Annotated in this window: 15 protein-coding genes; 4 read left to right on the top strand and 11 right to left on the bottom strand. The window is 62.5% G+C overall.

Translation table 11 applies throughout. The annotated features are described in order from the left end of the window. Positions 1-315 precede the first annotated feature (315 nt). The 3 genes from AX703_RS17900 (at position 316) to AX703_RS17890 (ending at position 3803) form a co-directional block, all read left to right on the top strand. On the top strand, positions 316-1677 hold the full coding sequence (locus AX703_RS17900) for a hypothetical protein (protein WP_062346018.1): 1362 nt from the start codon (positions 316-318) through the stop codon (positions 1675-1677). 75 nt (positions 1678-1752) lie between these two features. Next, positions 1753-2517 (top strand): hypothetical protein, encoded by a 765-nt coding sequence (locus tag AX703_RS17895; RefSeq protein WP_062346015.1) that lies wholly within the window; start codon positions 1753-1755, stop codon positions 2515-2517. Positions 2518-2549: 32 nt separating this feature from the next. Continuing rightward, a complete protein-coding gene (locus AX703_RS17890; RefSeq protein ID WP_062346013.1) occupies positions 2550-3803 on the top strand; it encodes a YiiX/YebB-like N1pC/P60 family cysteine hydrolase in 1254 nt (417 codons plus the stop codon). 202 nt (positions 3804-4005) lie between these two features. On the opposite strand, the gene AX703_RS17885 is transcribed toward AX703_RS17890, so the two are convergent. From AX703_RS17885 to AX703_RS17855, 7 genes are all read right to left on the bottom strand, one after another. Then, positions 4006-4689 carry a hypothetical protein gene (locus tag AX703_RS17885; protein ID WP_062346011.1) on the bottom strand — a complete coding sequence of 228 codons (684 nt, stop codon included), beginning with the start codon at positions 4687-4689 and terminating at the stop codon, positions 4006-4008. Further along, entirely contained in the window at positions 4670-6376 is a 1707-nt protein-coding gene (locus AX703_RS17880) for an N-6 DNA methylase (protein ID WP_197423757.1), read from the bottom strand. The genes AX703_RS17885 and AX703_RS17880 overlap by 20 nt, the downstream gene beginning before the upstream one ends. 164 nt (positions 6377-6540) lie before the next feature. Further along, a complete protein-coding gene (gene tnpA / locus AX703_RS17875; RefSeq protein ID WP_010408862.1) occupies positions 6541-6960 on the bottom strand; it encodes an IS200/IS605 family transposase in 420 nt (139 codons plus the stop codon). Between the two features lie 130 nt (positions 6961-7090). Then, a complete protein-coding gene (locus AX703_RS17870) occupies positions 7091-8335 on the bottom strand; it encodes an N-6 DNA methylase (protein ID WP_156452118.1) in 1245 nt (414 codons plus the stop codon). Then, the gene (locus tag AX703_RS17865) at positions 8332-8856 is read right to left on the bottom strand and encodes a hypothetical protein (RefSeq protein ID WP_197423756.1); all 525 of its coding nucleotides are present in this window, start codon (positions 8854-8856) and stop codon (positions 8332-8334) included. The genes AX703_RS17870 and AX703_RS17865 overlap by 4 nt, the downstream gene beginning before the upstream one ends. 324 nt (positions 8857-9180) lie before the next feature. After that, on the bottom strand, positions 9181-9387 hold the full coding sequence (locus AX703_RS17860) for a hypothetical protein (RefSeq protein WP_062346006.1): 207 nt from the start codon (positions 9385-9387) through the stop codon (positions 9181-9183). A gap of 4 nt (positions 9388-9391) precedes the next feature. After that, on the bottom strand, positions 9392-9799 hold the full coding sequence (locus tag AX703_RS17855; RefSeq protein ID WP_062346005.1) for a DUF3768 domain-containing protein: 408 nt from the start codon (positions 9797-9799) through the stop codon (positions 9392-9394). Positions 9800-9907: 108 nt separating this feature from the next. Between AX703_RS17855 and AX703_RS17850 the strand changes: the two genes are divergently transcribed. After that, the gene (locus AX703_RS17850; protein WP_062346003.1) at positions 9908-10396 is read left to right on the top strand and encodes a hypothetical protein; all 489 of its coding nucleotides are present in this window, start codon (positions 9908-9910) and stop codon (positions 10394-10396) included. Here AX703_RS17850 and AX703_RS17845 read toward each other — a convergent pair. The 4 genes from AX703_RS17845 to AX703_RS28010 form a co-directional block, all read right to left on the bottom strand. After that, positions 10390-10623, bottom strand: coding sequence for a hypothetical protein (locus AX703_RS17845; protein WP_062346001.1), 234 nt, complete (start codon positions 10621-10623; stop codon positions 10390-10392). The two genes, AX703_RS17850 and AX703_RS17845, sit on opposite strands and share 7 nt — an antisense overlap. Positions 10624-10647: 24 nt before the next feature. Further along, a complete protein-coding gene (locus AX703_RS28470; RefSeq protein WP_231735601.1) occupies positions 10648-11253 on the bottom strand; it encodes a hypothetical protein in 606 nt (201 codons plus the stop codon). 11 nt (positions 11254-11264) lie between these two features. Then, positions 11265-11921: a hypothetical protein gene (locus tag AX703_RS17830; RefSeq protein WP_062345999.1), complete on the bottom strand. Its 657-nt coding sequence runs from the start codon at positions 11919-11921 to the stop codon at positions 11265-11267. A 103-nt stretch (positions 11922-12024) separates the two neighbouring features. Then, positions 12025-12391 (bottom strand): zincin-like metallopeptidase domain-containing protein (locus AX703_RS28010; protein ID WP_255355076.1); only part of this gene is annotated, 367 nt, incomplete at its 5' end.

Raw genomic sequence — 12391 nt, 5'->3', positions numbered from 1 at the left:
CACCGATGTTCATGGACGTTCTCCTAGGTGGATCGATTGCGACCGAACCCCTTGTCCGGTCACTCTCTTCCCACCCCCCTTCCCTCCCGGCCGTCAGGCCGAAGCTGCGGGCACTGCCCGCAGGGGCGTCCAGGACCGCCAATGGCAGTGTTTTTGCACGGGTCGTTTAGAGCCAAAATTGATTTGGAGGACGCAATGCCATGGTGATCAAGGAGTCGACCATACTTTGGGGCGGACAGAAACTTTTGCTGGCGCGGCTGGTGAATCGTCGGAATCCTCCCCATTGTGAGCGACGTAAGAATAGAAGCGCGTTAAATGTCTGATCCCGTCCAAAATGATCTAATGTGGCTTGCACCTCGCCGCGGGCAGAATTGGGTTGACAGAGACCTGCTCGCCGGCGCCGACTGGCTCGAAAGCCTGGTGCCTGCCGCCGATTGGGCAGCGCGTGCCGCAGCGACCGATGCGATGTTCCAGGCGGCAAAGGCCGAATGGGCCGAAGGGCGCCGCGTCCCGCTGTTCGATTCCGCCGACACCGTCGCGTGGTATCTCCATCAGGCGCGGCGCTACGGCGATCCCGGCCTGCGTCCCGACTTTTTCATGCCGGAGGGATACCGGATCGCGCCGCTGCTGCGTCGCATCGGGCAGTTGATCCCCGAGTTCGAACGGATCGATGGCGCCGAGGAGCGGGCTGCCCGGATGATGACCGAGAACCTGTCACAGCCCGACGACGGCATCTACGAACTGCTCGTCGCGGGAGCATACGCCCGCCGCGGATGGGACAACGTGGGGTTTGTCCCCGAGGCTCCCGGCCTCGCCAAGACGCACGACCTAAATGTCGACCGCCCGCGCTCGCGTTGGGCCATCGAGTGCAAGCGCGCCGGCCGCTCCGATTATGGTCGCGACGAGCGCCTCGCAGGCCAGCGTATCGCCGAGCGCGCGCACGTGATGTCGCGCGCGGCTGGTCGTCCCCTCGTCGTCCTCGCGCGCTACAGGGAAGAGCTCCACTTGCTGGGCGACGACTATCTGGTCGCGAAGGTCGACGCGTTCCTCGCCGGCGATCAGCCCTTCGAGTGGAATGACGCCGGCGGCGATGGGGTCGTGCTCGACGTGATGTGGGAACCGTTGCATGCCGTCCTGCAGCACGACGACATATACTTCGGCTCGAGCCGGATGGTGGAGCTGCTGCTCGGCACCTACAGCCCGGCGGCCGACTTTACGATGGAAGGCGACTGGGAACCAGGCGAAGGGCGGCCGCTGCACGCGACTTGGGTCGACCATGTGAGCCTCGTGCACTGGCTCAGCACGTCGGACGAGGCCGCGCGTCGGAAGTCGATGCATTTCCGCGGGCTCGTGTCGCGCGCGGCGGCGCAGCTGCCCGGCGACCGCCCGGGCGTCATCCACGTCGGATACGAGGAGGTAGGCGGCAACACCGCCGACGGGCGGCGTCTGCAGCTCAACACCCGCGAGATGCGGTCCTTCGATCCGGGCGCAACCGGATTGCGGATGGTCTATTCCAACTACTTCATGAACGAGCTGGTCACGTCGCGCATGGAGAGCGCGGCAGTGAGCGAGACGCTTGCATGGAACCCGATTGGGGGTGCCAGAGGCAAAGGACCTTTGCCCTCGCACATGCTCTTCATGGACGAGGACGGGACGCCGGGCTCGCACCTGCGCTGAGGCGCCCGGTTGCTATGTCGTGTACGGGTCGCCACCTTTCACACTCTACCGGCATTCCTTTTCGGGCACGACACGATGGACGCTGACGACGACTACGACCGAACCGACGAGCATGACGATGGTCCGCGCTACGCGGACATCGCCTCGCTCAAAGGTTGGGAGATACCGACGGCGCTGCAAGGGCTGGCGCTGTTCTGCGATCCGTATCTGTCGATGCAGGCACAGAATCTGGCGATCGTCGACCACTTCCTAAACGGGCTGGAGCAGCGCGTGATGCGTCGCCTGTTTGAGGAGGACCGGACACCAATCGACGACGCCATGTTCCTGAACGCGCAGTCGCAGATGTGGATCTTCGCCGCATATGAAGTGATGCGGACCTGGCGCCAACGGGCTAAAGAGATGGTGAAGTGGCACGACAACGGCGGCCTGCAGATGAAGCTCGAGGCGCTGGAGGTGAATCAGGGCTTCATCCATGACGGCAACATCCGCCGGGCGGCGATGGTGCGTGAGGTCATCGCCGATCCGTCGATCATCCAGTCGTTGCACGACGACCTGAAGCGCACCCACATCCTTTTCGCGCGCATGGAGTATCTGCGCATCTCGCTCGCCAAGCACGAGGTGCCCGGAAAGGCGAAGTCGCTAGCAATCTCGCCGGGCTACGGGCGCATCAACCAATGGTGCGGCGCGCTCGACTACGAGCTGGGCAACGGCAAGTACGTGATGGGCTACGTCAACCGTCGCGACATCGCCGACGACATCCGGGCGATTCCCGACCTCGAGGTGCCGACCGACGAGAACTTGGCGTCATTCGATGAATACATGAAAGGACCTTCGCTCTGAGCGCCGAAACGCAGCAACCGCTTTTCCGCGTGATGGTCGAGCGCCTTCAACCCGGCGACATCGTGCTGACCGCGACGTCAGGAAAGGTCGGCAAGGTCGTGCGCCGGGCCACCAAAGGCGAGGTCTCGCACGCGATGATTTGTGTGCAGCACGGGTCGACTATCGACTCCACCGATGGCGGGGTGCAGGCGAGTAACATCCAGCGCGAACTTTATGGGGCTGAGGATACGGTGATCGTGCTCCGGCTGCGGCAACCACCCGACCTCCTCGCGCTGCTGGCGATCATCGAGTTCGCAAGGTCGGAAATCGGCACCCGTTATTCCAAGATCGAAGCGGCGCGCACCGTGATCGGAGGACCCAAGCCGCGCTCGAAGCAGATGTTCTGCTCCCGGCTCGTCGCCCGCGCGTATGCGGCCGCGGGTATCCTGCTCGTCCACGATCCAGATTACTGCAGCCCCGACGACTTGCGTGTCAGCTCGCTCCTCGTAGAGGTGCCCGACATGCTCGAGGTTGTGCGGGAGCGCGAGCTGGAGGCATGGGCGACGCGCCCCAATCCGATCGCGGAGATGCAGAATGCGCAGAACCGGATCCTGGAGGTCGCGCGGGCGCTCGATCCGGCGATTGAGAACTTCAACGACCTTGATGCCTTCGTGCAGGCCCAGCCCCAGCACGACGACGCAATCGCCGAGGCCTACCGCACCACGGGTTATCTGGACATCTTTCGGAACGATATTGCGGTAAATCCGTGGCATTATGATCTGGCCGAGATGGAAGCGGTGACCCACGACCCGACGGTCGACGAGCTGCGCGCATACTGCATCTCGACGATCCGCGAATTCCACACCGGCGGCCTGCGGTTCGCCGTGAACTTGGCGCACTACGAACGCGCGATGCAGGCCAGTCCTAGGCGGACGACCGCACAGCTCGTCCAGCTGTATCGGCAGCTGGTTCAGAACGACCACATGCGGCGGTCGGTGGCGCTTGAATGGCTCCGTCGCCGCTATCCGGCGGATGCCAAGGCGGAGATGCAGCGCATCGTCCCGCACACGGAGCTCTGGTTCTCGATGGTCGATCGGGTCGAGCCGCAGCTCGGCATAATCGCCCGGATAAACATCGAGGCCACCGGCAGCGCGGCCGGCTGCTCGTCGTGCGGCGATCCCGCCCACGACTTCATGATCGTCAACGGCGCCAAGGCGATGCCAGGCGTGCCGTCGCTACGCCTCTGCCCGGACTGCGCTGCCATCCGTAGCGGTTTTGGCGAGATTCTGATGCCGATCGACGACTAAGGTGGCGCGACCGAAGGGAATGGTCTTGCTGGCTCTGTCGGACCAACAAGGCAGCTGCTTGTGGCGAGCCATGCTGCGTAAATCGGGAGAGCCAAGCCAGTCCGCAAGTGGCCCATTGCAGCCGGTCCGGACTTGAGAGTTCGTGAACGCAATTGGGTTGTGTCGGTCAGCAGCTTTCAGGCAGTAGCGTCAGAACCAACCATCAGCTCTCCCCCTCGCTTGGATCGATCGCCTTGGGAGCCGCGTCGAGCATATCGACAAAGATATGGCGAAGGCGAATGTTGTGATCTGAGGCCTGCGCAAGGGCGTTTTCAAAAACGGCGAGGGCCATTGGATGGCTGACGCCGGGTTCCAAGGCGGCGCTGGCTCCGTATGCCCTCTGGATGCGCTGATCGATGCCAGTGGTGATCGTGTCAACCGGAAGCGCTAGCACGTAGCCGAGCATGAATCCCCAATGATGGCCTGCGGCATATTTGCCACTGGCGAAACGATCGACTCCTTGCGTTACGTAGCTCGCATTCAAGCTGTGATTGCCTGCCGCTAAACGCTTGCATTCGATCGCCACAAAGGCGTCTTCATCGCCGAACTGGTGCAGGAACTGCAACGTGATATCGATCCGACCGAGAATGGCCGGATCATTCGTCGCCATGTTATCGACCTCGTGCTCGCCGCGAACCTGCAGATTGGTCAGGCCGAGCGTTCGCTTGACCCGTCGTATGGCCTTGCGGACAACGATCGTCATTGGAACCTCTAGCATGCCCGGGGTCACGTGTTGCCGGGCCTCGTCGACGCCCCGACAAACGAGATCGAGGACAGTATCGACCTGATCCGACTTTAGCGAGAACGCTGGGTTGCCATAGGGTTGGTCAGGGCCGAGGAGCGCCATCGCGTCTCCGCAACCAATGGTCTGCCAATATCACGTCAGCGTCGTTTAGGCCGATCGTCTGCGTCCAGTAGCGGCGCTCGGAAGGCTTGAGGATGAAAAGCGCGTCGTCACTGTAGATCCGCAACTGCCGGCGTTCGTTGAGGTAAGGCGGGACATCAGCTACAAATCGACCGCGCAGCAACCGAACTAGGGCGGCTAGATCGGCGTCGTTACCGTTGCGCACTATGGGCTCTTCGCCGGGAGCGCCTAGTGACATGGTTAGCCGGATTGCGGTGACGCCCGAGATAAGTCCTATATTGTCAGGTGTGAGGAGATTCTGATCGTAAATATGAGCCTCGAGGTGTCGTTCCCCGCGTGATCGAAGGTAGGCGTCGACGGTCGAGACGATTTGCCGGGCATAATCTTTCATTTCACCATATGTGGCCGGTTGGACAAACCCCGCCCGTTCCTTGCGGTTTTCGAAAATGAGGTACCTTGCCTGATCAACCGCGCCAGCCGCCAGGACCGCTTCCTCAGGCTCAAGGTCGTAAAGGTCGAAGACCGCGCGGTCGAGCGCCCTCAGGGCATCCGGGTCGTTCGGATTTTCCGCTGCCACCCGATCTGCATCTAGAACTGCAGTCAGCTGAGCCTGATTGATCCCACCGAGATGCGGGACGCGCAATGATAAAAGATCATGCGGCTCGACGGTCGGGCGTTCAAGACCCCAGGTAGGGCCGCCCAGCGCGAACTGAAAAGCGGTTAGGCTAGAATTTAGAATTCCCGAGAGCAGATAAGCGAAGCGGGTGTCGGCTTCCGCAAAGGACACGCCGAAGAAACCTTGTGTGTAGAGGTGATCGCTTTCGGTTACTGCGCTGCTGTACCGTCCGCGCTGCGCTGCGGCCTCCGAGCCAACCTTGGAGCAAAGGAGCAATGGTCCTTTGAAGATCGCACGCGATCGCGTGCGGTGAAGCGTTAGGTGATCGAAATCGTCTAGCGGCTCGCGAAGCCTGAATGGGGTGAAATTCTCAGGCGTCACGACCTTTAGGGCGAAATAATCCTCCGGGCTTTTGGTTTGCTCCTTGCCCTTGATCTTAAAACCCTGACCGCGATGCGTCCGCGCCTTAATGCCCATTTTATCCAAGGCCTCGCCCAGCGTCGGGAACTCACGCTCCAGCCGTTCGATTAGCCAGCCATCACGAACCGTGCCAAACGTTGCCGCTTTCAGGAAAGGTGGAATCGATAGGACCCGATCCAGTGGGATGGACCGAATCTCGCTTGGGCCTACGTTGAAAACCCCTGTTCGCCGAAAGTCCGGCGTCCAAGGGATCGAACCGACCAAAAGGCGATCCTCAGTCGTCGACAGCGCGCAGCGTGCGAGAAAGAGCAGCGCCGGTCCCACTGCATCGGGGAAGAGCTTTTCCCGCCGAAGATAGGACAGATTGATCAATGCGGTCGGTGCCATGCGCTGGAGCAGATCGCTTCTTGCCGCGATGGCCTGCTTGTCTTTCGAAAAGAATGGTGTCGCCTTCATCACCATACCGACTCGTCCGTTTTGTCCGGCGAGGCGGGCAGCAAGGTTTAGGAATGCCCAGTCCGGGCTTCGACGAGGTCGAGGCGCATCATCGCCCTGGCTGGCGGGCTTTGCCGCTACTTCGGCTCGACTGACGAATGTCCAAGGGGGATTGCCAACGACGGCCGCGAATTCCATCGACCTGATCTTGTCAGGTAGCGGTCCCAAGGAATCCGCCTCGAACAGCGTTCGACCGATCAGACGATCGAACTTAAGGTCCACAAGGTCGTCGATCGGATCTTCGTCGAGTTCGAGCGCCGCGAGGTACAGGCTGAATCACTGACCGGCTGACGCCGGTAGGATCAAGCGGTGGGGCTGAAGCCGTCCTTGTGGGTATGTCGGTCGAGGTAACGCATGATGATGTCATCGGTGATGTTGCCGGATGTGGTCGAGAAGTAGCCGCGCTGCCAGAAGCGTTGGCCCCAATATCGTTTGCGGATGTGCTCGAATTCCTGTTGGATCTTGCGGGATGAGCGCCCCTTGGCCCGGCGCACGAAGTCGCTGACCGAGACGTGCGGCGGGATTTCGACGAACATGTGTACGTGGTCCTTCGACAGCGCGCCGTTGATGATCTTCACGCCCATCTCGGCACAGACCTGACGGATGATCTCGCGCACCCGTAGCCGAACATCGCCGATCAGCACCTTGTACCGATACTTCGGCGCCCAAACGAGATGGTAGCGATGATGGAATGTGGTGTGACAACCGGACCGATACGCCATAGCCTGTAACCTCGGGAAAAGCGGAAGCTTCACGCCTTCGGCGGCTTCCGCTTTTCCCGAGGTTACAGGCTAGCACGCGAGTCTGTGGCTGAAGCCAGTATCCGACTGAAGTCGGAGGGGTTCCTCCTTGCTAGAGGACTCTAAAGGCCGCGATACCGAGGGCCGAGCGGTTGAGGTCGATGCCGAACAGCTGCTCACGCAGGACCTTTCGCACCACATCGCGAGAGGCAGGCCGGCCTTCACTCTCCCGCCAGACCAGCCTGCGAAAAGCCTCGACTAGAAAGGCACCAGACCCACAGGCCGGATCGATTACCGCGCCGCCGACGGGAAACTGTTCAAAAATCGGATCGAGCGCCAGGTGAACAAGCTCGACTGGTGTATAGTGCAGGCTTTGGGCATTAGCCTCGTCGAGCGCACTGGACCGGGCGAATTGCTGATAGATTGAACTGACCAAGTCGATCGGGATGGCGTTGAAGCGGAAACGAAAGAGCCGTCCTTGACCCTTGTGCTCCGGAATGAGGCTCCGGCCCTCAATAAAATCTCTGATCGGTTCGAGGTGGCTGGCGGTAAGATGCTCACGCTCTGCGCCTGGGTCGTCCATCGGGAATAGATCGCCGTTGAACGTGGTGCGCAACCATCCGAACAAGCGAAGCGCGCTCTCGGGTGTCGCGAACATCTGACCAAGATCGGATGGAAGGTCGGCCGGAAGGAACGGTTGAGCAAGGCCGCGATCGAGGAGGTACCAAGTGAAGATGCAGCGCCCGATGAAGCGCTGCGCGATGTCGCGCGCAAGCGCCTGCGCGCGCGGGGAGGCATCGGCCGGAGTCTGTTGGACGAGCTGGTCTTCGAGGGCGCTGATTTCGGCGAGCAGCTCACGATCGACGCGATGGCTGCGGTCGATACGTGACCCGATATGGCTGGACCAGAACGCTCCGGTTTCAGTCGTCAGGCGGCCGCACGCGGCGTCAAGCGCGCGGAGCCGGTCCGGCGAGTCGAGCTGGAAACGTTCGAGCTCTGGCGGCTCCAGCGTGTCTGACAGTTCGTCGGGCGTTGCATAGCAATCGTAAAGCCGCACCTCGGTTGGGGTTACGATCCAGAGCAGCGGCGCGACGCCGACATTCCAGGCCGCTTCGTACCAGTTGCGCAGTTCATCAGCGGTTGGCTGATTGCCTCCGGCGTCCTTGAATATATTGGCCGGTGCTCCCTGTGCCGAAAAGACTGCCTCCGCTTTGAGACCGACGCGTTCGTCACTGATGACCGCGCGCAAACGGGGCGGGACTTCACTTCCCGAAAGCGTCATCCCGGGGGCGGGACGGCCTTCCCCATCGAGATAGCCCGTGGCTTCGAGCGCGGATCGAAATGCCGGGCTGTTCATGCAGATCGCCGCAATCGCTCGATCTGGTCGACATGCGGAGCGGTCGAGGGTGCGGTGACGGCGAGCGCCGGGAATAGATCAAACTGACCCGTAACTTCGGCCGGGCGCGGTAGCGCGAAGCCTGCTGCAAGAACTTCGAGATGCGGATCGAGATGGAGAATGATCATATCATCTCGCGAGGTTTCGGCCGCGTTGACGTCGGCGAACGACCATTTGTTCGCGCCGCGCAGAACCAGCGCCTGACCCCACATAGCGATGAAGGACTGCGACTTCAGCTCATGGCGCAAGCCGGCGAACAGATTGCGGTGGGCTTGAAGCTCAAGGCGAAACTTGTCCTTGAGGATGACGGCCATGCGTAGGACGAGGATCGTCTGCCAGCTGAACTGCGCCGAGGAGCCCTGCTTGCGGGGCGGCTGATCGGCCGGAATCAGTGCGCGACGGCTCGTCCACTCGCGCAGCTTGGCCGGCGTTAGGCCGGTCAGCTGAAGCGCTTGGCGTTTCGGCACGAGCTGCATTGTCATCCCCAAAGTTGGGTCACTACGCCCTAACTTCACCGAGTTTGGGTATCAGACTCGACGTTTTAGACAACAAAAAAGTCTGCAGAGGGTGCTGTCGACAGCTCTCGGATGGATAAGCGATCCTAGGGCCAGCGGCCTGAATGGTTGCTTTCGGGATTGAGGACGCGGCTTACGAAAGACCGAAATTTGTGCTTTGGTGCGTGAGCTACCGGTCATTCAGCGATTGAGTAGCTGAGAAATGAACCGGCTCAATCTCTGCGATGGGCCCGCATCACCTTCGAACTGATCGTTCCTTAGGCTCCTCCCCAGTTCGGGAGGAAGCTCTGCCTACGGCGAAACCTCGGCCTGGAGTTCCTCGATCGAAACAATCTGCCTGTGCTGGCCACCAAGCCAATGCAGAACCTGCAGATCAAGTCCTGTCTCGGCAACGCCGAACACCATCACAAAAAACGTATCCAGCCCCGGGTCCCAGCCAACCGCAACCTCGAAGATATCGGAGTACTCGGGCAAAGGCTTCAACGAATACCGGCTCATCGGCTCACCAGTCGCTCGCCAGCATGATCGTGACCACGCGGAAACTCTGCTGCGCGTCCCAAGGCGTTTCCGACCCCCAGGAAAACGTCCCGTCATTGGCGTAGACGTCGACCTTCCAGAAGATCTTGTGCCCCTGAAACTCGACCGCACCGAAGTCACGCTCGCCGTGAGGGTCGTTCCCCGGCTCGATCGGGGTCTCGTTAATCAGCCTGCGCAGCGCTGTCTGGCCCAGCATCAGGCTGACTTGGCGGACCCCGGGGTCCTCGGCATCACCAGCAAGGATGTCGGCCAGCGCCCGCGTGAACACCGTGCGCGAGGTGGGCAGCGAACCAGCACGGGCCGCGTCGTTGAGCCGGGCGATCTCGGCAGTGTGGTCAACGTCGGCAGGCGTAGCTTGAGCAAGCTGGGTCATCGGTTCTTCCTTTCAAGATTGATCCCCCGCCGAGTGCCCCCTCCCCTCCGCCGTCTGGTTGACGGGGCCTGATCGTTCACGCTACGTTCTTTTGGAAAGGATCTCGCCATGCCCGCTCCCAGCCACCTCGACCATTTCGATCTCGACATCGGCCTGCGCGATGCGTCGTGCGACGAGAACCTGCCGCCAGTGCGCCGGGCGATCGCGGCGCTGTGCATCGGGGTTGACGTGGATGACGCCTATCTGTCGGTCCGCGAACTGCGCGAGGCAGTGTCGCTGGTCCATGAGAACGCCCCCGGCGGACGGGCGAAGCTCGCCGGCATCCTCAGCACGCAGTGCGACGATTTCCAGCGGGCGATCTACTACTGCCTCGCCGGGCGCGGCGTGGTTGAGATGGCCGAAGCGATGGATTGGCTGTTGACGATCCTCAAGGCGCGCGGCCGCACCGCGGCCTGGCTCAGCCGACTGCGGGTGCGACGCAAGGATCTCATTTCGCCCTATGTCAGCGAAGCTCCCGACGGCCCGGTCGTATCGGCCAACCCGGATTTCGAGCTCGGGCAATCGTGGTTCGTCGAGCGCGGGCCAGAGCCCTACTGATCATCCGGGTCGTCGTCATTGCAGGTGACGACCCGCGAGACGGTACGCCCCGGCGCTGCCTTGCTCGCCAGGACCACGCGAAAGGGCTGCAACGGGTTGCCGGTCTTGACCACGGCAGTGTCGCCCTGGACGTGCTCGGCAACCCGGGTGGCAATCCGGTTGGCGTTCTCGATGCTGCAAAGGCGTGCCCGCTTGGACGAGCGCTGCGGTGGGGCGGGATCGATCATGGCGTTTCTCGCTTGGGTGCCGGGTCACGACGTCGACGGGGCGGCGGGCGGCGGCACGATCGTCCAGGCCCGGCTCATCAGCTTGCTGATCTTCACCCCGACCCCGTCGCTGACCCTGCGCAATATGGTCTTCCTGCCCGACTGGACCACCCGGAAGCTGCGCTCGCTTTGCCCGTCGGTGAAGGTCAGCGGCTCGGCCAGCACCAGCATGTCGCCCGGCGCCGGCTTGCGGCGCGTAGTCAGCGCCAAGCGCTGTCGGCAGTGCTCGCGCCACTGCGCGGCGTATTCGTTGCCAGGGGGCCCCAGCAGGTCGAGGATCGAGGCCGGGCAGTCGTAGCTGTAGGGACCCATCGTCTCGCTCATGTCCTTGTAACCGAACTCTTCGTCGCTGCGCGCACCCGGGTTCCATTTGACAAGGCAGATGATAGCGAAAGTTTCGTGCGGGGCCTCGAGATCGTAGCTCTGGCAGGCGGCGTAGTAGGCGCCCGAACGGACGGTGGATTTGAGGACGCGCAGGCCGGTCGCCCGGCCCTTCTCAGGGTCGGGCGGATAGGTGTATTGGTTATCGAGATAGGCCTTCGGCGTGGCGAACGGGGCCATGCCGCCCCGCGACATGAACAGCCAACCCATGAGCTTGTCTCCTAGACGAGCGCCTGTTGGCGCGGATTGATGGAAAGGCCGGTCTCGCGAACGACGAGCGCGCGGAAGCTCTGCGGCGCGGCGAGGACGGCGATGTCGCAGAAGTGATTGCTCATCCCCAGGTAATCCTGGCGGCCCTTGCAGCGGCGGAACATGACCTCGCGGCCCGGGCGGATGCAGGGGATCGAGACCTGGACGTAGATCTCGTCACCGTGGAGCGTGATCTCACCCGAGACCGCTGGCCCTGCAAAGTTGCTGCGCAGGTCATACTGGTCAGGCTCGAGCCCGAGATGGCGGGCTGCGACCCGCAGCGCCAAACGCGCCTCGCGGTGGAAAGCGCGCTTCGCCTCCGGATCATAGCCGATGCCGCGGCGGGCCAGCGCGACAAGCGCGGGCTTCGATTTCAGCTCATCGATCTTGGCGAGACACTGTCGGCGCAGCGGCAGGTCTTCCGCGAAGGTTTCATCGGGCGCGTGGCCGAGCGCGATGCGGCCGACGTGGCGCGCGAGCAGAATGGTCGCGGGATCGCGGGCCGGGTCGATCCCGGCGTTGCGCGCGTCCTGCATCGCATCGACGACGGCCTGGGTGGCGGTGGCAATGGTCGCGAGCGCATCGGGCTGCAGGGCACGGCGATAGCGGAAGTCGAGATCGTAGTTCATCGGTGAAGTCTCCCTTTGCGCCCCCTGGCGCATCGGGCTCCCACCCCCTCCCCTTCCCGCTCGCCATGCGAGCGATCGCAGTGCCTCGGCTTGCCGGACGCCGTCAGGCCGCCTCCTTGAGTTCGTCCGGCAGGCTCGAACCGAGCGCCGGATCGAACTGGCGCAGCCACTTCACCGCCTGCTCGGCCTTCGCCGCCGCGTGGAGGATCGCGGTCTTGTCGCCGCGCAGGATCTTCATCCAGTGGTGGATGTAAGAGGCGTGGCTGTCGTGAAGCTCATTGGGGAGGCCGTACTCGGCGCAGAGGGTCGCCTGGCACAGCGACGCCACGATCTCCTCGAAGGCATAGGCATCGTCCCCGAAGCGCTTGCCGAACTGGCGATTGAGACGCTTGGCCGAACCTGTGGCGTGGCCGAGCTCGTGGTAGGTCCCATCCATAACGTGTCCTTTCTGTCCTCTTCTGCCAATCAAG

This window comes from Novosphingobium sp. CCH12-A3 (assembly GCF_001556015.1).
GTDB lineage: Bacteria > Pseudomonadota > Alphaproteobacteria > Sphingomonadales > Sphingomonadaceae > Novosphingobium > Novosphingobium subterraneum.
This window is presented reverse-complemented; position numbering and strand designations above follow the sequence as displayed.